Source organism: Streptomyces sp. NBC_01217, from assembly GCF_035994185.1.
In the GTDB taxonomy this organism is placed as follows: Bacteria; Actinomycetota; Actinomycetes; order Streptomycetales; family Streptomycetaceae; genus Streptomyces.
Genome location: NZ_CP108538.1, coordinates 7,745,802 through 7,768,506, shown reverse-complemented (window position 1 = coordinate 7,768,506; position 22,705 = coordinate 7,745,802). Strand labels below are relative to the sequence as shown.

17 protein-coding genes and 1 pseudogene are annotated in these 22,705 nt (G+C 68.6%); 4 read left to right on the top strand and 14 right to left on the bottom strand.

The window, feature by feature from the left end; all coding sequences use genetic code 11:
- Nucleotides 1–11: 11 nt before the first annotated feature.
- The 4 genes from OG507_RS34745 to OG507_RS34730 form a co-directional block, all read right to left on the bottom strand.
- Nucleotides 12–1,247, bottom strand: coding sequence for a cytochrome P450 (locus OG507_RS34745; RefSeq protein ID WP_327371068.1), 1,236 nt, complete (start codon nt 1,245–1,247; stop codon nt 12–14).
- Between the two features lie 143 nt (nt 1,248–1,390).
- Nucleotides 1,391–1,804 carry a DUF4260 family protein gene (locus OG507_RS34740; protein WP_327371067.1) on the bottom strand — a complete coding sequence of 138 codons (414 nt, stop codon included), beginning with the start codon at nt 1,802–1,804 and terminating at the stop codon, nt 1,391–1,393.
- Nucleotides 1,805–2,012: 208 nt separating this feature from the next.
- Entirely contained in the window at nt 2,013–2,786 is a 774-nt protein-coding gene (locus tag OG507_RS34735; protein WP_327371066.1) for a thioesterase II family protein, read from the bottom strand.
- 107 nt (nt 2,787–2,893) lie between these two features.
- The gene (locus OG507_RS34730; protein ID WP_327371065.1) at nt 2,894–3,694 is read right to left on the bottom strand and encodes an AfsR/SARP family transcriptional regulator; all 801 of its coding nucleotides are present in this window, start codon (nt 3,692–3,694) and stop codon (nt 2,894–2,896) included.
- A gap of 230 nt (nt 3,695–3,924) precedes the next feature.
- Here OG507_RS34730 and OG507_RS34725 point away from each other — a divergent pair, with 230 nt between their 5' ends.
- Nucleotides 3,925–4,221 carry a DUF6059 family protein gene (locus OG507_RS34725; protein WP_327371064.1) on the top strand — a complete coding sequence of 99 codons (297 nt, stop codon included), beginning with the start codon at nt 3,925–3,927 and terminating at the stop codon, nt 4,219–4,221.
- 282 nt (nt 4,222–4,503) lie between these two features.
- On the opposite strand, the gene OG507_RS34720 is transcribed toward OG507_RS34725, so the two are convergent.
- The 4 genes from OG507_RS34720 to OG507_RS34705 form a co-directional block, all read right to left on the bottom strand.
- Nucleotides 4,504–5,505 carry a TIGR03842 family LLM class F420-dependent oxidoreductase gene (locus OG507_RS34720; RefSeq protein WP_327371063.1) on the bottom strand — a complete coding sequence of 334 codons (1,002 nt, stop codon included), beginning with the start codon at nt 5,503–5,505 and terminating at the stop codon, nt 4,504–4,506.
- 11 nt (nt 5,506–5,516) lie between these two features.
- Entirely contained in the window at nt 5,517–6,917 is a 1,401-nt protein-coding gene (gene hydA / locus OG507_RS34715; protein ID WP_327371062.1) for a dihydropyrimidinase, read from the bottom strand.
- Nucleotides 6,918–7,284: 367 nt separating this feature from the next.
- The gene (locus tag OG507_RS34710) at nt 7,285–8,568 is read right to left on the bottom strand and encodes an aspartate aminotransferase family protein (protein WP_327371061.1); all 1,284 of its coding nucleotides are present in this window, start codon (nt 8,566–8,568) and stop codon (nt 7,285–7,287) included.
- The gene (locus OG507_RS34705; protein ID WP_327371060.1) at nt 8,565–9,407 is read right to left on the bottom strand and encodes a nitrilase-related carbon-nitrogen hydrolase; all 843 of its coding nucleotides are present in this window, start codon (nt 9,405–9,407) and stop codon (nt 8,565–8,567) included. The genes OG507_RS34710 and OG507_RS34705 overlap by 4 nt, the downstream gene beginning before the upstream one ends.
- Before the next feature lie 343 nt (nt 9,408–9,750).
- Between OG507_RS34705 and OG507_RS34700 the strand changes: the two genes are divergently transcribed.
- A complete protein-coding gene (locus OG507_RS34700) occupies nt 9,751–10,764 on the top strand; it encodes a DUF4331 family protein (RefSeq protein ID WP_327371059.1) in 1,014 nt (337 codons plus the stop codon).
- Between the two features lie 104 nt (nt 10,765–10,868).
- On the opposite strand, the gene OG507_RS34695 is transcribed toward OG507_RS34700, so the two are convergent.
- A complete protein-coding gene (locus OG507_RS34695) occupies nt 10,869–12,218 on the bottom strand; it encodes a hypothetical protein (protein ID WP_327371058.1) in 1,350 nt (449 codons plus the stop codon).
- Nucleotides 12,219–12,390: 172 nt separating this feature from the next.
- Nucleotides 12,391–12,660 carry a helix-turn-helix domain-containing protein gene (locus OG507_RS34690; protein ID WP_327371057.1) on the bottom strand — a complete coding sequence of 90 codons (270 nt, stop codon included), beginning with the start codon at nt 12,658–12,660 and terminating at the stop codon, nt 12,391–12,393.
- Nucleotides 12,661–12,701: 41 nt separating this feature from the next.
- Here OG507_RS34690 and map point away from each other — a divergent pair.
- Nucleotides 12,702–13,468, top strand: a pseudogene (gene map, locus OG507_RS34685) (type I methionyl aminopeptidase).
- A 190-nt stretch (nt 13,469–13,658) separates the two neighbouring features.
- On the opposite strand, the gene ggt reads toward map, so the two are convergent.
- The 3 genes from ggt to OG507_RS34670 form a co-directional block, all read right to left on the bottom strand.
- A complete protein-coding gene (gene ggt / locus OG507_RS34680; RefSeq protein ID WP_327371056.1) occupies nt 13,659–15,467 on the bottom strand; it encodes a gamma-glutamyltransferase in 1,809 nt (602 codons plus the stop codon).
- Nucleotides 15,468–15,869: 402 nt separating this feature from the next.
- A complete protein-coding gene (locus OG507_RS34675; protein ID WP_327371055.1) occupies nt 15,870–16,052 on the bottom strand; it encodes a hypothetical protein in 183 nt (60 codons plus the stop codon).
- Nucleotides 16,053–16,383: 331 nt separating this feature from the next.
- A protein-coding gene (locus tag OG507_RS34670) for an IS5 family transposase (protein ID WP_327369860.1) occupies nt 16,384–17,200 on the bottom strand; the annotation gives its coding sequence in 2 pieces (ribosomal slippage) (nt 16,384–16,851 and nt 16,853–17,200; 816 coding nt in all).
- A 784-nt stretch (nt 17,201–17,984) separates the two neighbouring features.
- Here OG507_RS34670 and OG507_RS34665 point away from each other — a divergent pair.
- Nucleotides 17,985–19,058: a mechanosensitive ion channel family protein gene (locus OG507_RS34665; protein WP_327371054.1), complete on the top strand. Its 1,074-nt coding sequence runs from the start codon at nt 17,985–17,987 to the stop codon at nt 19,056–19,058.
- An 874-nt stretch (nt 19,059–19,932) separates the two neighbouring features.
- Here the strand turns inward: OG507_RS34665 and OG507_RS34660 are convergent.
- Nucleotides 19,933–21,324: an IS1380 family transposase gene (locus OG507_RS34660; RefSeq protein ID WP_327366649.1), complete on the bottom strand. Its 1,392-nt coding sequence runs from the start codon at nt 21,322–21,324 to the stop codon at nt 19,933–19,935.
- Nucleotides 21,325–22,705: the final 1,381 nt, after the last annotated feature.

The following is a 22,705-nucleotide window of genomic DNA, read 5'->3' as shown; positions in this document are numbered from 1 at the left end:
CGCCGGGTCCGTCACCAGGTGACGGGCAGCCGGGTCAGGCCATGCACCATCATCCCGGTCGTCAGTTCCAGGGCATCGACCTCCTCCGCGAGCCGCAGACCGGGGAAGCGGTTCAGCAGCGAGGAGATGACGATCTGCAGCTCCGCCCTGGCCAGCGCGGCGCCCACGCAGAAGTGCGGGCCGTGGCCGAACGCGACGTGGTGGACGGCCTCGGGCCGTGTGGGGTCGAACTCGTTCGCCTGCGCGCCGGGGAAGCGCGCGGGGTCCTGATTGGCGGAGCAGACCGCCGCCAGGACCGCGCTGCCCTTGGGGATGACGGTGCCGCCGACCTCGACGTCCTCCAGGGTGATCCGCAGCGGGCCTCCGTCACCGATCGGGTTGACGCGCAGCAGTTCCTCGATGGCGTGGTCGATCATCTCGGGGTGTTCGCGCAACCCGGCCATGTGCTCGGGGTGGCGCAGCAGGGTCAGGACGATCTTGCCGATCATGCTGACGGTGGTCTCGTGACCGGCGACGAGGATCGTCGCCGCCATGACGATCAGTTCGAACTCGTTGAGACTGCCCTCTTCGTCGTGGGCGGCGACGAGCGCGCCCATCAGGTCGTCCGTCGGCTCCTCCCGCTTGCGCTTGACCAGTGCCGCCAGGTACTCGATCATCTGCTGGCGCTGAGCGGCGGTCTCCTCCGGGGTGTGCGCGGTCAGCGAGACGAAGGCGTCCGACCACTCGCGGAAGCGGTCGCGGTCCTCGAAGGGCACACCGAGCAGTTCGCAGATCACCATCACCGGCAGCGGGAAGGCCAGTGCCGTGTTGAGGTCGACCGGTCCGTCGAGCTTCTCCATGTCGTCCAGAAGGCCGTCGGTGAGCTCCTGGATCCGAGGACGCATGTTCTGCACACGGCGGGCGGTGAACTCCCGGGAAACGAGCCTGCGCAACCGCGTGTGCTCGGGCGCGTCCGTGGTGAACAGGCTGCCCGGCACAGGAGGTGTGGCAGTGAGCTGCGGCGCGTCGGGGGCGATGGTGGCGGCCCGGCTGAACCTGGCGTCGGCGAGCACGGTGCGCACATCGTCGTAGCGGGTCACCACGTAGCCCTCGTCGCCGCTGGGCAGACGGACATGGGCGACGGGGCACTTGGCCCGCAATTCCTCGTAGACGGCAGGCACTTCGACGGCCGATGAGCGGTGGAACGGGTAGTCCAGTAGAGGTTGGCCGGTCTCCGGCCCGCCGTGCGTCGTGTCCGTCGTTTCCATGCGTCTCCTCCGGCAACAGATGCTCAGCGGTTACTTGTGTGCGGTGGTTCCAGTGACCGGCGCGCGGCGAGGGGCGCGGCCGGGGACCTGGATGAGCCTCGCAGCGAGGGCTTGTGCGGGGCCAAAGCGTCCCGGGGGGTATGTCAGCGCTGCCAGCCCTCGGCGGTGCGCAGGCCGAACCCGAAGGCCCGGTCGGAGGCGATGTGCACCAGCCAGGCCAGACCGAAGTTGAACAGGGGGACGGCGACGGCCGGGGAGTCGGGGACCAGGCAGGTGAGCATGAGGGCGATGGCGACGACGGGCCGGTGCAGAAGGTTGTAGACGGGAACGGCCCTGCGGGGCAGCCGGCCGTGCTGGTGCGGGCCGGAGATGCCGACGAAGAACGACAGGTCGGGTGCGATGAGACCGGCGACCGCCGCGACGATCACCCATCCGCCGTACTTCGCCGCCTCGAACACCGCCCAGATCAGCAGGAGGACGGACAGCAGCGCCCAGGCAGCGCGGACCTGCCGTGAGGCCGAGCTCCTGATGGCGCCTTCCGCGGCGTCGTGTGTCACGGGACTTGTTTCCTTTCGCGATGGATCCGTAAAGGCTCGGGAGGGGGCACGGCGGCGATGGTGGGCGGGCCCGGAAGGCCTGCCGTTCTCCGATCGACGTCGGCGTACCGGAAGCCGGCGGGAATGCCGCCATGGTTCGGCATGACACGGGAAGGACCGAAATATGAGATTCTCACGACCCCACCGCCGCGGTCGCGGTGCCGGCCGGTTACACCGCTACCCGCTCCGAGGCGTACCGGCGCGTCAGGGAAGCGAGTTCACGCAGGAAGGCGCCCTCGTCCGACCTGACGAAGAAGTGCCCGCCGGGCATCGTCCGCACATCGCAGCCGCGCCCTGCGTGCCGCCGCCAGGAGAGTACCTCGGACACGGTGACCAGCCGGTCCCCGCGTCCGGCGAACAGGTGCAGCGGTACCCGTAGCGGCTCGGTGTGCGCGGCGGTGCTGCCGAGGCACAGCCGGAGGTCGTCGCGGGCCACCGGAAGCAGCGCGGAGAGGAATTCGGGATGGTCGAGCAGCGCCTGCGGGATGCCGCCGAGTGCCACCAGGCCGGCGATGAGTTCCTCGTCCCCGGCGTCCGGGTCGGCGATCGCCGGGGCCGGCAGGTGCGGGGCGCGGTAGGCGCTCAGCACGAGTGCCCGGGGCAGGGCCGCGCCGCGCGACTGCCGCCGCCGGGCGAGCGAGTACGCGATGAGCGCTCCCATGCTGTGACCGTAGAGGATATGGGGCTCGGCCAGCTCCTCGTCGAGCTGTGCGTCCATGTCGTCGATGAGGGCTTCCAGATCGGTGAACCTGGGTTGGTCGAACCGTTCCTCGCGGCCGGGCAGTTGTACGGGCATCACCCGTACTCCGGCGTCATGGGCATCGAGGCCGCGCTGCCATCGCCGGTACGCCGAGGCGCCGCCGCCCGCGTACGGAAAGCAGAACAGCCGTGTCACGGGGTCCGGTTCGTAGCCCGGGAGCTTCCGGGACAGGTATCGCGTCATGTTGCTCCGTCTCGGTTCGGTCCAGGGTGTGCGGGTCGGCCGGGTCCGCGGTACGTCGACAGGTGGGGCAGGTCCGGCCAAGGCGGCCCCCACGGTGCCCGGGACCGCTAAAAGGCCGCCAAACTCGGCGCGGAGATGTCGAGCTGGGGGTCGGCAGCCAGGATTGCCCGATGCAGCCTCTGGACGCGCAGGGATGGCTCGATGCCCAGCTCCTGAGCGGTCGACGCGCGTAGCTTCCGAAAAGCTTCGAGCGCCTCCCACGAGCGTCCGCTTCGGTAGAGCGCCAGCATCAGCAGCCCGTGCAGCCTCTCCTGGAGCGGGAAGCGCTCGGTGAGCGCGAGGAGTTCGCCGATCACTTCGGCGTGTCTGCCGAGCCGCAGGTCTGCGGTGATCCGTCCCTCCAGCGCGGAGCGCCGTGCCTCCTCCAGCCGTGGCAGTTCGACGCGGAGCGCGGGTCCGATGCGTACGTCGGCGAGCGCCGGCCCGCGCCACATGGCGAGCGCCTCACCCAGCAGCTTCGAAGCGGTCCCGTCGTCGCCGCCGGCCAGGGCTCGCAACCCGCGACCGGTGAGCTGCTGGAAGAGGTCGGCCTCCATGACGGGCGCGGGCATGTTCAGCGCGTAGCCGGCATGGCTGCGGCTCAGCACCTCTTTCGGCGCACACTCGTGCTCCGGTCCCAGGGCGACGGCGATGGCCCGGCGCAGCTGCTTGACATAGGTCTGCACAACACCCGCGGGCCCGCTGGGGGGACGTGAGTCCCACAGCTCCTCCGTCAGCGTCGTCACATTCACATTCCAGCCCGCGTTCACCGCCAGCAACGCCAGCAGCTGCCGCGGCTTGGCCGCGCTCGGCACCACGGAGGTGCCGTCGATGCTCACCACGAGCGGCCCGAGAACTCCGATCTGCATGCCACTACTCCTTCCGCCTGCCGGAACACTGACACGTTGTCGCCTACAACGACACTTATCCGATCATGATTTCGGCCGGGAATCCGTCTGCTCCGGGGTGTGAAATTTTCATGGTCACGGCCTTCCGCGACGCGCTTTAAGCGATGCTTCAGGCCGAGCGGTGACCATGGGCGCCGATCGGGAGGCGTCTCAGGACGGCCTCGGGACCTGCTCGGGAGAAGAGGGGCGGCATGGGGCTGAGGTTCTGGCTCGGCAGGGCCGGCGCCGGCGCGTTCAACCTGCTCATCCAGTTCGGCGCCTTCACCGTAGGACCGCTGCCCGGTGTCCACTACCACGATCCCGACCCCGACCACACTCCGCAGGAAGACCGGCTGCCGGGTGCCACGCACGCCCCGCACGGGAGCGGCGGCCGGCCCCAGGGGCCCTCGGCCGGCCACCCGGAGCGGCGCTGTACGACGCCGCCGAGCCGGGTCGAGCAGGAGTTGTGGGCAGGACTCGGCATCGACGTGAAACGAACCGGAAGGTGACGAGCCGTCGCTTCACGTGCCCGGCACCGGGGTCGGCAGTGCTGGGGGCCCATGCGTGAGGCGCGCTCCGAAGAACACCACTCATCTGCGAGAACTCCCGGCATCCGCGTCGGGGTCGTACGGGAAGCAACCGGGTAATCGTCCACGGTCCCGGGCGCAGCCAGTCTCCGCCCACGTCCGTCTCCCGACCGGCACCGGTGCCGGTGCCAGGTCGTCGTTGGCGAACCGGGCGTCGCCCAGGACACCCCCCTCGGCGAGGGCGACACGGCCATCGGGGCAGGGTCAGGCGGACAGGGCGGGGATGATCTCGGAGCCGTAGGCGTCGATCGTCGCCTCGCGCGCATCGTGCATGTTGTAGACGGCGAACTGGTCGACGCCCAGGTCACGCAGTACCCGCAGCTTCTCGATGTGTGCCTCGGCAGGGCCCAGCAGGCAGAAGCGGTCGACGATCTCGTCCGGTACGAAGGTCGTGTCGGGGTTTCCGGCGCGGCCGTGGTGGCTGTAGTCGTAGCCGGAGCGCCCGGCGATGTACGCGGTCAGGGCCTCGGGGACGAGCCCGGAGTGCTCGCCGTACCGGGAGACCAGGTCCGCGACATGGTTGCCGACCATGCCGCCGAACCAGCGGCACTGCTCGCGGGCGTGATCGAGGTCGTCGCCCACATAGGCGGGGGCGGCGACGCAGATGGTCACCGAGTCCGGGTCGCGGCCCGCCTGCGCCGCCGCGTCCCGTACCGCCTTGATCATCCACTCGGTGAGGAACGGGTCGGCGAGCTGGAGGATGAAACCGTCGGCCTTCTGTCCGGCCAGGGCCAGTGCCTTCGGTCCGTACGCGGCCATCCAGACGGGCAGTCTGCCCTCCTTCACCCAGGGGATCTGGACCGGCTGCCCGTCGACGGTCGCCTCCCGTCCCTCGGCGAGGTCGCGGATGACGTCGATGGCCTCGCCGAGGCGGGCCAGCGTGTTGGGCCTGCGTCCGGCGACGCGCATCGCCGAGTCGCCCCGTCCGATGCCGCAGACGGTGCGGTTGCCGTGCATGTCGTTGAGGGTGGCGAAGGTGGAGGCGGTGACCTCCCAGGTGCGGGTGCCCGGGTTGGTGACCATGGGGCCGACGATGAGGCGTTCGGTGTGTTCGAGGATCTGGCTGTAGATGACGAACGGCTCCTGCCAGAGCACCGCCGAGTCGAAGGTCCAGCCGTAGCGGAAGCCGTTGCGTTCGGCGCGGCGCATCAGGCCGACGACGGCCGAGGCGGGCGGGTCGGTCTGGAGGACGAGTCCGAAGTCCATGACGGGTGCTCCTAGTCCAGGTACTGACAGGTGGCGCGCGAGGTGTACATGCCGTGGCCGGCCCGGCCGGTGAACTTCCGTCCGTCGATGACGACTTCACCGCGCGAGAGGACGGTCTCGACCTGGCCGGTGATCCGCTTTCCCTCGTACGCCGAGTAGTCGACGTTCATGTGATGGGTCTCGGCGGAGACGGTCTGTTCGGCCGCGGGGTCGTAGATGACGACGTCGGCGTCGGCGCCCGGGGCGATGGTGCCCTTCTTCGGGTAGAGGCCGAACATCCGGGCCGGGGAGGCGCAGGCGATCTCGATCCAGCGGCGGCGCGAGATGTGGCCGTCGACGACCGCCTGGTGAAGGAGGTCCATCCGGTTCTCCACGCCGGGCATGCCGTTGGGGATCTTCGAGAAGTCGCCGCGGCCCATCTCCTTCTGCCCGGAGAAGCAGAAGGGGCAGTGGTCGGTGGAGACGACCTGGAGCTCGTTGTTCCTGAGGCCCCGCCAGAGCGCTTCCTGGTGTTCCTTGGGGCGCAGGGGGGTGGAGCAGACGTATTTCGCGCCCTCGAAGTCCGGCTCGGCGAGATTGTCGGTGGAGAGGAAGAGGTACTGCGGACAGGTCTCGCCGAAGACCGGAAGTCCCTTGTGGCGGGCGGCCGCCAGTTCGGCGACGGCCTCGTCGGCGGAGACGTGCACGACGTACAGCGGGGATCCGGCGACGCGGGCGAGCTGGATGGCGCGGTGGGTCGCCTCGGCCTCCAGTGCCACCTTGCGGACGTCGCCGTGGTAGCGCGGGTCGGTGCGGCCCTCGGCGATGGCCTGTTCGACGAGGACGTCGATGGCGATGCCGTTCTCCGCGTGCATCATGATCAGCCCGCCGTTGCCGGCGGCTCGTTGCATGGCGCGCAGGATCTGGCCGTCGTCGCTGTAGAAGACGCCGGGGTAGGCCATGAACAGCTTGAAGGAGGTGACGCCCTCCGACACCAGCAGGTCCATCTCCTTGAGCGAGGACTCGTTCACATCGGAGAGGATCATGTGGAAGGCGTAGTCGATGGCACAGTTGCCGTCGGCCTTCGCGTACCAGGCGTCGAGCCCTTCGCGGACCGCGCGGCCCACGGACTGGATGGCGAAGTCGACGATCGTGGTGGTGCCGCCCCAGGCGGCCGCGCGGGTGCCGGTCTCGAAGGTGTCGGCGGCGTAGGTGCCGCCGAACGGCATCTCCATGTGCGTGTGCGCGTCGACACCGCCGGGGATGACGTACTTTCCGGTGGCGTCGATCCTCCGGTCGGCGCTCCAGCTCGCCGCGGCATCGGTGTCGTGCGCTGCCAGGGCGGCGATGCGGCCGCCCTCGATGAGTACGTCGGCATGGATTTCGTCGGACGCGGTGATGACGAGACCACCGTGGATGACGGTGCGGCTCATGTACCCCTCCTCACTCTGGCGGAATGGGTCTACGCACGTAGACAAGGTGCGTGGTGAAGAACGTAGAAGTGGGTTACCCACTGTGGCAATACCGTCGCGGCTAACCGCTGAAGACGTTTCTGTTTCATCCGCCCGGCACTCCACCGGCCCACAGCGCGACGCGGCGCGGCGCCGTTCCCGGGTGGGTAATGCCGCCGCACGACGTTGTATACGTGCGCGGGCCCGCGGCTTCGCGGTTGGTCCGGAGGGGAGGGTGTTGCGGCGTGGTGGTGCCCCTGGGCGGACACGCGGGGGCGTGATGGCGGCCACGCCGCACGGCCGCGTACCGGCCGTCGCCGACACGCCCCCGCCGCTCATGCCTCGTCGCTCACCCCACCGTTCGAAGCGCCCCGGCCAGGATCTCAGCGCCCTCCTCCGCCTCCGGGATGGTCAGCGAGAGCGGCGGTGCGATCCGCAGCACGCTGGTGTTGTGGCCGCCCCCCTTGCCGAGGAGCAGGCCGCCCTCCCGGGCTGCTTCGAGCACGGCGGCGGCCGCCTCCGGGTTCGCCTCGTCGGTGCCGGGCTTCACCAGCTCGATGCCGATCATCAGTCCACGGCCGCGCACCTCCCGTACGCACTCCGAGGCCGCGCCGATCGCGCGCAGCCGCTCGATCAGCAGTCCGCCGACGCGCCGGGCGTTGCCCTGCAGATCGTGTTCGAGGAGGTACGAGAGGTTGGCGAGGCCGGCCGCCATGGTGACCGGGGAGCCGCCGAAGGTCGAAATGGAGTTGGCGTCGAGGCAGTTCATGACATCGGCGCGGGCCACGACACCGCCGATCGACATGCCGTTGCCGATGCCCTTGGCGAAGGTGAGGATGTCCGGCGGCCCGTTCTCGCCGTGCGCCTGCCAGCCCCAGAAGTGTTCGCCGGAGCGGCCCCAGCCGGTCTGCACCTCGTCCGAGATCCACAGGATGCCGTGGCGGTCGAGCACCCGGCGGAAGGCCGCGTACAGACCGTCGGGCGGTGAGGTGAACCCGCCGACACCCTGGATGGGTTCGGCGATCAGGGCGGCGGGCGTGCGGGTGTGGCCGAGCAGGTCCTCCAGGTCGGCGACGCAGGCCGCGATGAACTCCCCGTCGCCGAGGTGCGCGTACGGCCCGCGGGTGCGGACGCCGCCGTGCACGTACAGCGTCTGCAGTGGCGACAGGTTCGTGGGCGACCAGGCGTTGTTGCCGGTGATGGAGACCGCCGAGAAGGACCGGCCGTGGTAGCTGTTGCGCATCGCGAGGATCTGGTTCGAGCCGCGGTACGCGGTGGCGAGCAGCAGGGCCGTGTCGTTCGCCTCGGTGCCGGAGGTGGTGAAGAAGACCCGGGCGTCCGGGATGCCGGAGAGCGTGGCGACGCGTTCGGCCAGCTCGACCATGGGCCGGTTGAGGTAGAGCGTGGAGGAGTGGATGATCCGCCCGGCCTGCTCACTGACCGCCTTGGTCACCTCGGGCAGGGCGTGGGCGGTCATCGTGGTGAGGATGCCGCCGAAGAAATCGAGATAGCGCCTGCCGTCGGCGTCCCAGACGTGACGGCCCTCGCCGTGGGTGATCTCCAGGGGATTCTTGTAGTAGAGCGCCAGCCAGTCGGGGCTGACGGCGAGATGGCGTCGATGCAGACTGCTCACGGCTCCACCAGTCCTTCGTACGCGTCGGGGCGGCGGTCCCGGTAGAACGCCCACTGCTGGCGGACTTCGTCGATGAGGCCGAAGTCGAGGTCCCTGACGACGAGTTCCTCCTCCTTGTCGCTCGCGACCTCGCCGACGAACTGGCCGCGGGGGTCGACGAAGTAGCTGGTTCCGTAGAAGTCGTTGTCGCCGTACTCCTCCTGGCCGACGCGGTTGATCGCGGCGACGAAGTACTCGTTGGCGACGGCGGACGCCGGCTGTTCCAGCTGCCAGAGATAGCTGGAGAGGCCCCGTGAGGTGGCCGACGGGTTGTACACCAACTGGGCTCCGTTGAGGCCGAGTTGGCGCCATCCCTCCGGGAAGTGCCGGTCGTAGCAGATATAGACGCCGACCTTGCCGACCGCGGTGTCGAAGACCGGCCAGCCGACGTTTCCGGGCTTGAAGTAGTACTTCTCCCAGAACCCCTTGACCTGGGGGATGTGGTGCTTGCGGTATTTGCCGAGATAAGAGCCGTCGGCGTCGATGACGGCGGCGGTGTTGAAGTAGAAGCCGGACTGCTCGATCTCGAAGACCGGCACGACGATCACCATGCCGGTCTCGCGGGCGAGGTCCTGCATCCGCCGGACGGTCGGCCCGTCCGGGACCGCCTCGGCCCAGCGGTAGTGCTCGGGTTCCTGCACCTGGCAGAAGTAGGGGGCGTTGAACACCTCCTGGAAGCCGATGATCTTCGCGCCCTGACGGGCGGCCTCGCGCGCATGCTCCTCATGCTTGGCGATCATGGATTCGGTGTCGCCGGTCCAGGTCGCCTGGACGAGTGCGGCGCGTACGACTTGGGACATGAGCTGCTCCTTCGACGCGGCGTCAGAGAGCCTCTACGCGTTTCTACGCCCGTAGACACGTGCGTAGAGGAGAACGTAAGCCCCGTCACACAGTGGAGCAAGACCATCGCCGTGAACCGGCGGAGTCGATCATGTTTCGCACCCGTGCGGTCCACATGCTCCTTCCCGGCGCTCCCCCGGACCGCACGCCTGCGAATCCGGAATGTTTGACAGCCTTTGTGCTCCAATATACGAAAAATCCGTGATAATCCCTTTCGTCAGGGGCAGGCCGCCTGCGTTCCCCAGCCTTCAGATCCCGGCCCCGCCCGGCCGTTGACCCATCACCAGCGAAAGGACACGCAGAATGTCGAATCACTTCACCGGTCTCAACCTCGGCGCACCGCTCGGGGACCAGAGGCTCGACCTCTGTGATCTCTACGCGTTTCAGTCCCCCGCCGACCCGGCGAAGACGGTGCTCATCCTCAACGCGAACCCGAATGCCGATGCCTTGCACCCTGATGCCATCTACCGTCTCAACATCGACAATGACGGGGACTGTCTCACCGACATGGCGATCAGTTACGTCTTCTCTCCACCGCAGGACGGCCGTCAGACATTCAGCGTCTTCATCGCAAAAGGCAACGAGGCCCGCTCGCCCGAAGCCGTCGGGGAAAAGGTCGTCACTGACGCCGAGGTGTCGTTCGGCACGATGGCGACCAGCGTCAGCTCCGGTCCCTACACGTTCTTCGCCGGCAGTCGTAGCGACGCCTTCTTCTTCGACTTCGACGGGATCAAGGATCTCTTCGACACCAGCGGCGGCAGGAACTTCACCGCGCCTCATCTCGGTGGCAAGTCCCCTTGGACCGGTGTGGACTCGAACACGGAAGCCAACGTGTTCTCGACGGTCGTGGAACTGCCGACGAGTGAGCTCGGGGCCGACCCCGACATTCGCGTCTGGGGCCGTTGCAGTGTGCGGGAGGACGGCCGGCTCGTCCATGCCGACCGTGCAGGCCACCCTTCAGTCAGCAGCTTCTTCAATACCGACGAGACGAAGCTGGAGTACAACGCCAGTGAGCCGGTGAACGATCGTGAGCGTTGGACCGATCAGTTCGTCCACCTCATGGGGCACACCGGAAACTACACACGAGAAGAGGCGATCGCGGCGATCGACGCCGACGCCATCCTGCCCGACATGCTGGTCTTCGACCCCTCGAAGCCCGCGCAGTATCCCAACGGCCGCATCTTCACCGACGACGTCATCGACCACCGGCTCTCATTCCTCTCGAAGGGCGACATCCCTCCCACCGGGCTCGAGCCACACACCGACCTTCTCAACGAGTTTCCCTACCTCGGCAACCCACACCCCAAGACGAAGTAGTGCCGCAGCAGGCAACGTTCGCCCGGTCGTGATGTGACGCACCGCTCGGATCCCCGGCAAGGCATGCCTGTGGCGAAGACGGCCGAGGTCGTCCTCGACACACTTCAGGGCGCGGCCACGATGCCCGCCACCCGCAGTGCGTGGACGACGTCCCACTCCCGTGCCGGTGATACCGCGCGGGCCGCGGCCAGCAAATACGGTACGAGCTGGTGCGGATCGCCTGCCGCGACGCGGGCCGCGTCCTGCGGAGTCCGTACGCGGATGAAGGCACCCAGCAGCGCCTGCGCCTGAGGCCCCCGACCCGCCCGGTCCAGCGCCACCACCGCATCGGCGATCTCCGCGGCCGGCCGCGCCACCCCCTGGCGCAGCAGGTGGTCGCAGTCGTCCGGGCGTCCCGCGGCGGCCAGCGCGCCCGCCGCCGCGGCGAGTTCGGCGGGCGGCAGCGAGGACACCTCCCACAGCAGGGTCACCCAGTCCGCGTCGAGGCCCGCCCGGTGCAGCTCGACGGCGAGCACCGGCAGCCGGTCCGCGGGCCACCCGGCCGCCTCGCAGAGCACGACGTGTGCCTCGCCGCTGCGGCCCTCGGCCCGGAGCCGGAGCAGCATCTCGACGGCGCGGGCGGCGGCACGGCGTGCCTCGGGGTCCGGGGCGGCGGCGGTCAGGTCCGGGGGTGCGTCGCCTCCGGCCTGGGCGGCGCCGAAGCGGGCGCCGCGCGGTACGGCGGCCGTCGTCGGCGGTACGGGCAGGACGGGTGCGGCCATGGCTCCGTCGTCATCGGCTTCGTCGATGTCCAGACCGGCGAACCGGGCACCGCGCGGCTTCTTGCGCTTGGGGGCGGCGGGCGGACGAGGAGTACGCGGGCCCTCATCGGGAACGCGCGCGGATTCGGCCTCCGGGGTGCGGGCAGGGGACGGAGCCGGGGTCCGGGACGCAGCCTGCGCCGGGTCCTCCGCGCGGAACCAGCCCTTCGGCACGGTCACCGCGGCCAGCCGTCCGCGCAGCTCCGTGCACCGGGCGGTGGCGCGTTCATGGTCGTCGCGCGCCCAGGCCAGCTCCTCCGCGTCCGGGGTCGTCGTTCCGCCCGCTCCGGCCGCCCGGAGCCGCTGGGCCGCGAACGTCTGCTCGCGCAGCATCAGCTCCAGCCGTTCGACGAGCACCTGCCGTCCACCGGGCCGCCGGTCATGGGCGGTCACCGAGGCGGAGTACAGCTCGGCGGCCCGTACCGATTCGCGCTGGGCGTACGCCGTGCCACGCACGGCCGCCAGGTCCTGGAAGAGCGATTCCATCACGTCCCAGGGCGGAATCTCGGCGCCGTCGAGACAGGCGCGCATTCCTTCTGGATCCCGTCGGCAGAAGACGCCGTACCAGCCGCTCCCGGGGTCGAGCAGCGTCACCACATTCCGTAGATACTGCGTGAACTCCCGTATTTCCCAAGCACCTTGATGCACCGTCATCGCAGCCCTCGCCAACGTCGACTGGAGCCTTCCAGTCCGCAGGCATTCGACCTCAGTCGTGTTACGGCACGGCTACGCGCGCTTTTCGACCACGGTGCGGTAGAAGCACGGTGCGGCGCGCGCCCCCCGTGAGCGCCCCCCTCGGGGAGACGCCACCGGGAGCCAGGCGGCGTTATCCGGCCAGCAGCACCACATCCGGCTCGGGGCCGCAGCGCGCGAGCAGCTCGTCCATCGAGAGTCCGAGCGTCCCGGCCAGTGCCGCGACGGTGAAGAAGGCGGGGGTCGGGGCGCGGCCCGTCTCGATCTTGCGCAGCGTCTCGGCGGAGATTCCGGCGCCGGCCGCGATCTCGACCATGCTGCGCCCGCCGCGCGCCTCGCGGAGCAGTGCTCCGAGGCGTTCGCCGCGGCGGCGTTCTTCCGGGGTCAGGGGCGTTCGTACCATGCCGTCATTCTAATACCGCTGCGACCGGTATAGTAATTGGTATGGTGCAGCTCAAGACAGACACATCCATCGAAGCGATGCGCGAGACCGGCCGGGTCGTGGCGCAGCTGCTGACGGCCGTACGGGAGGCGGCGGCGGTCGGCGTCTCGCCGCTCGAACTCGACGAGGTGGCCCGCGGGGTCCTCCGTGAGGCGGGAGCCGGTTCGCCGTTCCTGAACTACCGGCCGCACTTCGCCCCCACCCCCTTCCCCGCCGTGATGTGCGCGTCGGTCAACGACGCGATCGTGCACGGCATCCCGACCGGGCAGCGACTGCGCGACGGCGATCTGGTGAGCATCGACGCGGGCGCGACGCTCGGCGGCTGGGCGGGCGATTCGGCGATCAGTTTCACCGTCGGGCGCGCCAGGCCGGCGGACACCCGGCTGATCGACACCGCGTTCGCGGCGCTGGAGGCGGGGATCGCGGCGGCGGTCGTCGGCAATCGGATCGGTGACATCGCGCATGCGATCGGCTCGGTCTGCCGCGGTGCCGGTTACGGCATTCCGGAGGGGTTCGGCGGCCATGGCGTGGGCCGGTCGATGCACGAGGACCCGGGCGTCCCCAACGAGGGGCGACCGGGCCGGGGCATGCCGTTGCGGCACGGGATGGTGCTGGCGATCGAGCCGATGCTGATCGGCGGCGGCACGGACGCGTACCATGCGGACCGGGACGGCTGGACGCTGCGTACTCCGACGGCAGCCGGGCGGCACACGCCGAGCACACGGTGGCGATCACCGACGACGGTCCGCGCATTCTGACCGCCCTGTGATCAACTCCCGGTCGATGGGGCCTGGTTGTTCCGGATGAACTGCTCGGCAAGGGCCTCACCGGAAACTCTCCTTAACCGAAGCGGCGGCCAGGACGACCCCTGAGTCGCATCCCCGTCGAAACCGCGGGGCCGGTTCCTCGCGAAGCAACCGCGATGAACCAGCCTCGCAGAGACAATCATTGACGGATCGTCATGGGCGTCCGCTCGGTTTCACGACCATGGCCGAGCCCCCGCCCCGGCGCACCTTCTCCGCAGCCGCCAGCCACCGCCCGTCCGGCAGCCGCTGCACACCTGTCGCCGCCCCGATCTCCGGGTTCAGCTTGAACACATGCCCCAGCGACTCCAGTTGCGCCCGCACCGGACTGTTCCACAACCCCGGTTCGAGCTCCGTCGTCGCCGAATTGCGCTGGCTGGCGCGCGGCGCGGCGATGGCGTCGACCAGCGGCAGCCCCCGGTCGACCTGGCCGATGAGCGACTGCAGCACGGTCGTGATGATCGTGGCACCGCCCGGTGAGCCCAGGGCCAGCACCGGCTGACCGTGCTTCAGCACGATCGTCGGCGAGATGGACGAGCGCGGCCGCTTGCCCGGACCCGGCAGATTCGGGTCGTGGACCGCCGGATTGGCGGGCGCGAACGAGAAGTCCGTCAGTTCGTTGTTGAGCAGATAGCCACGCCCGGGCACGGTGATGCCGCTGCCGCCCGTCTGCTCGATCGTCAGGGTGTACGCGACGACGTTGCCCCACTTGTCGGCCGTCGTCAGATGCGTGGTGTTCTCCCCCTCGTACGTCGTCGGGGCGGCCGTTCCACCGGACTGACAGCCGGCCGGGTGGCTGGGGTCCCCCGGCGCGAGCGGGCTTGTCAGCACCGCGTCGTCCTTGATCAGGCACGCCCGCGAATCGGCGAACCGCCGGCTGAGCAGCCCCTGTGTCGGTACGTCCTCGAACGCCGGGTCGCCGACCCACCGCCCGCGGTCCGCGAACGCGATCCGGCTCGCCTCGATGTAGCGGTGCAGATACTGCGCCTCGCTCGCCTTCGAAAGGTCCGTGGATTCGAGGATGTTGAGCGCCTCGCCGACGCTCGTACCGCCGGACGAGGAGGGCGCCATGCCGTACACGTCGAGACCGCGGTAGCCGACCTTCGTCGGAGCCCGCCGCAGCGCCCGGTAGGACCGCAGGTCGCCGGCCGTGAGGTCGCCGGGGCGCACCACCCGGGTCGCCTTCGGGTCCACGGGCGGATTGCGTACGGTCCGTACGACGTCCTCGGCCAGCTCGCCCCGGTACAGCTCGTCGATGCCCTTGCGGCCCACCTGTTCGTATGTACGGGCGAGGTCAGGGTTCTTGAAGACCGTGCCGACCACCGGCAGTTGACCACCCGGCAGGAAGAGCTTGCTCGTCGCCGGGAAGTCGGCGAACCTGGCCCGGTTGCCCTCGGTCTGCGAGCGGAACGTGCTGTCGACGACGAACCCGTCCCTGGCGAGCCGCTCGGCCGGCTTCAGTACTTGCCGCAGCGGCTTGCTGCCCCAGGTGTCGAGTGCGGTGTCCCAGGTCGCCGGGGTGCCGGGGGTGCCCACACCCAGTCCGCTGGTGACGGCTTGATCGAAGGCGAGCGGCTTGCCGTTCTCCAGGAACAGGGAGGAGTCGGCGCTGCGCGGCGCGGTCTCCCGGCCGTCGATCGTCTCCACGGTGCGCTTCTCGGCGTTGTAGTAGACGAAATAGCCGCCACCGCCGAGACCTGCCGAGTACGGCTCGGTCACACCGAGCGCCGCGGCCGTCGCCACCGCGGCGTCCACCGCGTTGCCGCCCTTGCGGAGCACCTCGATGCCGGCGGCCGAGGCATCCGCGTCGACGCTGGCCACCGCCCCTCCGTAACCCACCGCCACGGGCGACTTGGGGGGTGGAGCGGCCGTTGGCACGGACGAGGACGGGGCGGCTGCCCCGACCGTGACGACAGCGGCGAGAACGACCGACAACGACATATTCCGTGCGACGGAACGTCGCATGCGCACCTCCAGTGAAGGATTGTCCGCCGCAGGGTAACTCCGTCCCGCCCGCCTCGTCAGGACCGCCCGCGAACACGAGTACGATCGCCCGCTAACATGCCCGCCCATGACACCTCGTCAACCACGACCATGTCGAAGGGCCGTGGGCGTACGTGCCGACGTGTGTCCAGCCTTTGTTCTGGATGTAGCGTGCGGTGCGCTTGCCGGTGTACGAGATGCCGTAGCCCTCGGTTTGCTCCTCCGTGGAGACCCGGAGGTAGTCCACGGCTCGCAATGTCGCCACTCGGGCGCGGAGCGCCGTTTCGACGGCGCGCGAGAGAGTTTTTCCCATGTCAGCCCCTTTCGGCTAGCCAGGCCCAGGGGTATTGCCATACCGCCGGGGTCACCCATGTAGTGGCATTCTTAGGTCGCAGAAGTGCCGATGCGGGGCCGAAAGAGGATCTCCAATATGCGGTGATAGGCGACGGGGTCGAGCTCCTCGTTTCGGAAGGTGATATCGATCCGCGGCGCCGGATCACCCTTAAAGTGTCCACGCAGCCACTCGCCGGCAGCCTCGGCCGCTATGGCTTCCCTGTTGTTCTGCATGGGCCCTCCCTTACGAGCCCTGGTGCTTCTCGGCCCACGGGCCGTGCTTCCATCGGGCGATCGACTCTGTGATGTGCTGCATGTCCGATGTCCTGTGCCATCGCGACGCAAGCGTGAATTCGTGTCAGCGAGCGGCGCTGCGGGATTTTTGGCGCAGCAGCGATAGCCTGCTTTCCGCCGTCTCGTTCCGAGAGCGCTCATGGAGTTTTCCGGTCGAGCCATTCATCGAGGTCCACTAGGCGGCAGCGAAGCGCGGTGCCGACTTCCCTAAAGGGAATCCCTTGGCCTCGCCATTTTCCGTATACCCAGCTTTTTTGGCTTAGAGGATGTCTCACGTGGTGATCTTGGCGAGTCTCTTGTAGCAGGTCAGGGCTGCGGCGAGGCCGAGGAAGGCGAGGAAGTGGCTGCCCTTTCGCTCATACCGGACGGTGAGGCGGCGGTAGCCGAAGAGCCAGGAGATCGACCGCTCGATCTTCCACCGGTGTCGGCCGAGGCGCTCGCCGGACTCGATGCCGGGACGGGCGATGCGTGGGACGAGGTTCCGGGCGCGGAGCCAGCGCAGGTGTTCCGCGGAGTAGTACGCCTTGTCCGCGCGGATCTTCACGGGCCGTCTCCGACGGGGCCCGCGCCGGGAGCGGACGGCGGGTATGCCGAGGATCAGCGGCTTGAACGCCTGGCTGTCGTGCAGGTTCGCACCCGAGACCGCCACGGCCAGCGGCAGGCCCTGGGCCTCGGACAGCACGTGCAGTTTGCTGCCCTTCTTGCCGCGATCGACCGGATTCGGCCCGGTCAGCGAGCCCCCTTTTCGCCCGCACCGACGCCGCATCGACGATCGCGGAGGTCCAGTCGAGCTCACCCCTGGCGCCGAGTTCATCCAGCACCGCCCGGTGCAATCGGCGCCACAACCCGGCCTCGGTCCACGCGGTGAACCGGCGGTGCGCCGTCGCGGGCGATACCCCGAACGTCTCCGGCAGGTGCCGCCAGGCGCACCCGCTGGTCAGCACGTACACCACCGCCGTGAACACGGCCCGCTCGTTCAGCGGCGCAGTCCCACCGCCCTGCGGACGGGAGCTGAACGACGGCAACAACGGGGCGACGAGTTCCCACAGACCGTCAGGAACCAGCCGCTGCGACAGATCGGCACTCACGAAGAGACATCATGCCGCAGCTCACACCATCACCACGTGAGACATCCTCTTAACCAGGTACGTCGCGACATCATCGAGAGACATGAGTACGAGCGAAGAATCGCTTCCTCTCACCTCTCCACTCGCCCCGGCGGGACCATTCGACCGAAACCGCATTACGTCACTCTCCATCCACAGAGGTGCCCTCGTGGCTCAGCGACGGGCACCGCGCTCATCTGGACAGCAGAAAGCGGCCGTCCCGGTGGCGAGTTCTCCGATGTCTCCCTCATCGTGGGCAGCCTTGGCCCTTCAGGGGCATTGCGTGATTGAGAATGGTGCGGTTCGCCGGTTTCATGAGTGACATGGCGTCATGCCCCTTGTGCGGCAGGGGACCCGGAGAGCAGAGCAGGCACGGTGCTGGTGATCACGTGGTTGTCGAGACCCATGAGAACGAGCGAGGCCGTGTCTGCCCGAACATCATCGCCCATCCTTTCCACACCGTTCGTCCCGACCGCGGAAGGGGGTCTCATGCGCGTTCGACGCCGTCTGGCCAGTGCGTACGCCAGTAGTGCACTGGCAGCCGGCGCAAGTGCGTGGCGGTGCCCGTGGGGAGATGGCCCGACGCGAGCGGCCCTGCCGCGAAGCACCCCTGCGCATGTAGCAAGATGAGCGAGCCCCGCCGGTGAACGACTCGTCGTTGCGGCGGGCCCCGCACATCCAGGACTCGAGCAGCAGGTGGCAGCAAGGTGACGACACATCACATATCGGGCGTACAACCCCTTCCCGGCACGACGGCAGGCAGCCGGTGAACCGGGACCTCACGCTTCACGACTGGATCGTCGCGGGCGTCTGGGTGGCCGTCGGGCTCGCGGCAGGCGTCCTGCTGCGCATCCTCCTGCGCTGGCTGAGCAAGCACGCGACCCGTACCCGGTGGAGCGGGGACGACGTCCTCGTCGACGCGCTGCGCGCGCTGGTGCCGATCGCGGCGCTCGCGGGCGGAGTGGCGGCCGCCGCGGCGGCGCTGCCGCTGACCGGCCGGGTCAACAACGCCGTCACCGAGACCCTGACGGTCCTGCTCATCCTCGCCGCGACCATCACCGCGGCACGCGTGATCACCGGCCTGGTGCGGGCGGTCACGCAGTCCCGTTCTGGTGTCGCCGGATCGGCCACGATCTTCGTCAACATCACCCGCGTCGTCGTCCTGGCCATAGGCTGCCTGGTCGTTCTACAGACCCTGGGCATCTCCATAGCTCCGCTGCTCACCGCCCTCGGTGTCGGCGGTCTCGCGGTCGCCCTGGCTCTCCAGGACACGCTCGCCAATCTCTTCGCGGGCATCCACATCCTCGCCTCGAAGACGATCCAGCCCGGCGACTACATCCGTCTCACCAGCGGGGAGGAAGGTTACGTCGTCGACATCAACTGGCGTAACACCGTCGTACGCAACCTCTCCAACAACCTCGTCATCATCCCGAACGACCAGCTCTCCAGCACCAACATGACCAACTTCAGCCGCCCGGAGCAGGAGATGACCCTCACCGTGCAGGTCGGCGTCGGCTATGACAGCGACCTGGAGCACGTGGAGCGCGTCACCTCCGAGATCGTGACCGAGGTCATGACGGAGGTCGAAGGCGCGGTACCCAAGCACGAACCCGCCGTCCGCTTCCACACGTTCGGGGACTCACGGATCAGCTTCACCGTAATCCTGGGCGTGGGTGAGTTCAGCGACCAATACCGGATCAAGCACGAGTTCATCAAGCGGCTGCACAAGCGCTACCGCGTGGAGGGCATCCGCATTCCCTCCCCGGCGCGTACCGTCGCCCTCCAGCAGAACGGCGTGGCGATTCCCCCGCAACGCGACGGATCCCTTTCGACCCTGTAGAACATCGTGGCGAGGCGGTCCTACCAAGGCCGCCCTCTGCCCAGGGTCATTACGTGATCGGGATCTCTCCGGGTTCATCACGTGAGGCCAAGGGTTCGTAGTGGCCGGAGGTAGTCGCGGCCTGTGCGGCGGAGTGCGGCGGCGATGTTGGTCTGGCCGTCCTGGCGGAAGACGCTGATGGCTAAGCGGCTTTGATGAAGTTCGCTGCTGATTCTTGGACGCGTGCGCGTCGACGGTTCAGGGCTCGGTCGACAGCGGTGCCGGCCGCGACGCAGTCTGGTACCCGGCGCCAGATCACGTGCCCGCAGACGCTCGCGCACCTCGCATTCCTGATCAGACGTCAACTCAGCGGGGCCTCCACACCGGCCCTTCCTCTATTCGACACGCTGCGACTTCACCCAACGGTCCACCTCACTGCGCCGATAGCGCACCTTGGCGGTACGACCACGGCCGAACTTGTACCGAGGAAGACCGAGCTGCGTCCCGTATTGATAGAGCCAGGAAGGCGATACATCCAGTTAGACCGCCAGCTCCTTCACCCCCATGAACTGCGAAGCCGCAGCATCCTCCGCACGACTCGCTGCCTGCGTCACCGCTCCTCCTGAACTACCTCGCCCGTTGAGAGGCGAAAAATGAACCACCGAGGTCTGACATTCGCGCGACCGCCCGGTTCCTGAGCCCGGATCCACCGGCTGATGTTTCCGAGGTCCGATTTCTCGCCGAGGGCTGATGGTGGTGTGGGGCTTGGGTTCGAGGGCGGGCGGCGCCCGCCGCGCTCGGGTCGCGGCCTGTCCGAGGTGTTTTGCGAGTCGGGGCTGGGGCGGTGGTGCCGGTGGCCGGTGCGGCCGTCAGGGTGCGGTGTCGATGGAGGCCGTCAGGGTGTCGACGGTGGGTGATGGACGGCCTCGAACAAGTCCTGGTAGGCGGCCTGCCAGGGCCAGTTGGCGGGCAGGTGGGCGGTCAGCTTGGTCCTCGCGGTGCGGGCGAGTCGGGCGGGGACGTGGATCAGGTGGGCGCGGAGTGTGGCGGTGGTGGCCTTGGCGTGGAAGGCCGAGGCCAGGGCGCCGGCGGCCCGCAGCAGGTTGTGCGACATGGCCCACAGGATCAGCCAGGCGGCGTTCGCCTGGAAGTTTCCCGAGGGCAGGTGGGCGAGCGCGGAGGACTTCCCGTCCGCGATCGCCTGTTCCACGACAGCGTGTTGCCGGTGGTGCAGTTCGGCCTGAAGCATGCCGAAGGGGCTGTTGGTGAAGATGGGATGGTAGCGCCAGGAGTCGAACAACTCGCCCTGCCCGGTGGCTGCTTGCGGGTTCAGGCGTCGCACCCGTCGCACGATCAGACGGGCGGTGACCTGCTCGGCCTTCTTGCGTCCGGTGAACGCGGTGTACTCGGTCTCGGCGACCTCGGCGTCGGAGACCATCTCGCCGGTGTCGGGATCCACGAACGCCTCGGGGTAGCGGATCGGGATCCAGGCGTCCTCGGTGATGCGGCCGATCGCGGCGGCGATGGAGGGGTTCATGCCCGTGGTGAGGGAGAAGTGGGCACCGGACCTGTGGCAGGCGGCGGCCACATCGGCGGTGTAGAACTTGCTGTCCGCCCGCACCATCCGGATTCCGGTTCCGCCCGCGTCCTTCGCGATGGCCAGGGCCTGGGCGACGAAGCTTTTCGCGCCGCGGACGTCGGCGGCCTTGCCGCGGCGCAGGCGGACCGCACCGATCACCGGCCGGGCGAGCGGGGTGGACAGGGTGGCCATGATCGGGTGCAGGGTGCGCTGCCCCTTCAGGCGCCCGTGCTCGGCGCCTTGCTTGGCCCGTCCGTAGACCCGGCGGTGGGTGGGGTCGATGTCGATGAACATCAGCTGCCCGGCGCCGGGCAGCAGCGGGGTACGGGTCGCGAGGCGGGCCAGGAATTCCCGGTGCACACGGTGGAGTTGCCGGTTGTGGCCGTGGGTGAAGGAGCGCAGGAAGGTGCCCAGCGTGGACGGGGCGCGTATCCCGGCGAAGGCCCGGTCCATTGCGCCGTGCCGCAGCCGGTCGGCATCATCGATGGAGTCGGCCCCCGAGCACATCGCGCCCAGCAGCGACATCACCTTGGCCGCCGGATGGGCGCCGCCGCTGTTGTCGGCCGCCTCGATGCGGACCTGGGCGGCCAGACCGGGCAGGCCGACCCGTTCGGCGAGCGCGATCAGCGGAAGCAGCCCCGCATCCGCGATCAGATTCGGCTCGTCGAAGAGTGCGGAGACATGGACGGCGGCATGGGAAGATTGCATCTCGGAAGAGCCTTGTCATCGTGCGTGCTGGAAGCCTCAAGAACTCCCATCATCGCAGGTCACAAGGCTCTTCCTCGTTCCCGGAGAAGTTGTCCACAGAGGTCAGCCGGTGGATCCGGGCTGAGATCAGGGATAGACGGACACGCATCCGCCTCGACGAGACCCTGCACATCTGCCTCAGCCTCAGCAAGACCCGGCGTGACCTTGGTCACGCTGCTTTTCGTTGTGTCCGTACGGAACAGCTTCAAGCCGACCACCCCCGTTATCGCATCGGAGATCGACAACGTCGGGCGAGCAGCGATTTGTTTCCGCGACGGCGGTTAAGCCTGTGAAGAACGTGTGCTGGGGGGCCGATCGACTGGGTCACTGCCTCCGACGCACGGCACGAGCGCCCCCGGCGCACGCGCGTTCCGTCGGCATCCAGCACGAATCCAGCACCTATCCAGCACGGTAAAAAATCAAGGGGCCTGACCCCGAAGAGTCAGACCCCATATGACCTGCATGTTTGCCAGTTCGGCGAAGTGGCGCTACGTCACCGGCTACACATTGAAGCGGAACTCCATCACACGCCCCCGCCGTGCGTGACGTACTCCTTGGCCTCCATATGGGCCGCACCGCCAGCCATGTATCAGCCTCTGGTGCGACAACCCGCAGGGGGCCGACCCGACGGTGGGACGCGTGACCAACGCGTGGCCAACAGCAGCCAGGAACAGGCAGAAACACCCAGACGGAGGCCGATCCAGGCGGCAATCGAGAACCTCCACCTGGACGACAAAGCGCCCGGTCAGATCCCCCTCATGCCGCAGCCGGGCCAGGGATGGCGGCCCTCACAGGACAGAGAACAGTTACAGCTCCAGGCGAGAACGGCTGCGAGCGCGATGACCACGACTGGGTAACCTCGGTTCAGACGACGAGGGCCGGGTACTGCCGCGCGGCCACAACGGTGCCACGCTGTACGCAGCTGACCCATATGGGGCTGCTGTCGGGTTCGGCGGCGATCCGTTCGACTCTGGCCTCGGACTCACTCCAGAGGTCGCCGGTCATAGTGGCCGGGCATTGAGAGCTTGCCGGCCGTGTTCCGACCGGCACGCGCATACTCCCTGCGTCCTCCGGGACCGGCGGCATACCGAACTCCTCGAAGGGTGGGTTCAATCTGGCGTACGTCTGCCCCTCAAGAGGAGGTACGACCTCGCCGACCAAAGCGCGTCCAGCGCCGAACGCTCCCTGTTATGCCCACCCAACGCCGCGCCCAGACACTCGCACAGTTCCCTCTCCTCGTTCCGCTTGTGGGACTGCTGCAGGAAGAGGCCGATCGCGGGCGGACCCAGCGTGAGCGGCCCCACACGACCACTGCCATGAAGCCCCCGGAAGTCCCCCGTCG

What these genes read in the sequence shown, in the direction of transcription:
- OG507_RS34745 (WP_327371068.1), bottom strand. Translation starts at nt 1,247, where the DNA reads ATGGAAACGACGGACACGACGCACGGCGGGCCGGAGACCGGCCAACCT.
- OG507_RS34735 (WP_327371066.1), bottom strand. Translation starts at nt 2,786, where the DNA reads ATGACGCGATACCTGTCCCGGAAGCTCCCGGGCTACGAACCGGACCCC.
- OG507_RS34730 (WP_327371065.1), bottom strand. Translation starts at nt 3,694, where the DNA reads ATGCAGATCGGAGTTCTCGGGCCGCTCGTGGTGAGCATCGACGGCACC.
- OG507_RS34725 (WP_327371064.1), top strand. Translation starts at nt 3,925, where the DNA reads ATGGGGCTGAGGTTCTGGCTCGGCAGGGCCGGCGCCGGCGCGTTCAAC.
- OG507_RS34720 (WP_327371063.1), bottom strand. Translation starts at nt 5,505, where the DNA reads ATGGACTTCGGACTCGTCCTCCAGACCGACCCGCCCGCCTCGGCCGTC.
- hydA (WP_327371062.1), bottom strand. Translation starts at nt 6,917, where the DNA reads ATGAGCCGCACCGTCATCCACGGTGGTCTCGTCATCACCGCGTCCGAC.
- OG507_RS34705 (WP_327371060.1), bottom strand. Translation starts at nt 9,407, where the DNA reads ATGTCCCAAGTCGTACGCGCCGCACTCGTCCAGGCGACCTGGACCGGC.
- OG507_RS34700 (WP_327371059.1), top strand. Translation starts at nt 9,751, where the DNA reads ATGTCGAATCACTTCACCGGTCTCAACCTCGGCGCACCGCTCGGGGAC.
- OG507_RS34695 (WP_327371058.1), bottom strand. Translation starts at nt 12,218, where the DNA reads ATGACGGTGCATCAAGGTGCTTGGGAAATACGGGAGTTCACGCAGTAT.
- OG507_RS34690 (WP_327371057.1), bottom strand. Translation starts at nt 12,660, where the DNA reads ATGGTACGAACGCCCCTGACCCCGGAAGAACGCCGCCGCGGCGAACGC.
- ggt (WP_327371056.1), bottom strand. Translation starts at nt 15,467, where the DNA reads ATGCGACGTTCCGTCGCACGGAATATGTCGTTGTCGGTCGTTCTCGCC.
- OG507_RS34675 (WP_327371055.1), bottom strand. Translation starts at nt 16,052, where the DNA reads ATGCAGAACAACAGGGAAGCCATAGCGGCCGAGGCTGCCGGCGAGTGG.
- OG507_RS34660 (WP_327366649.1), bottom strand. Translation starts at nt 21,324, where the DNA reads ATGCAATCTTCCCATGCCGCCGTCCATGTCTCCGCACTCTTCGACGAG.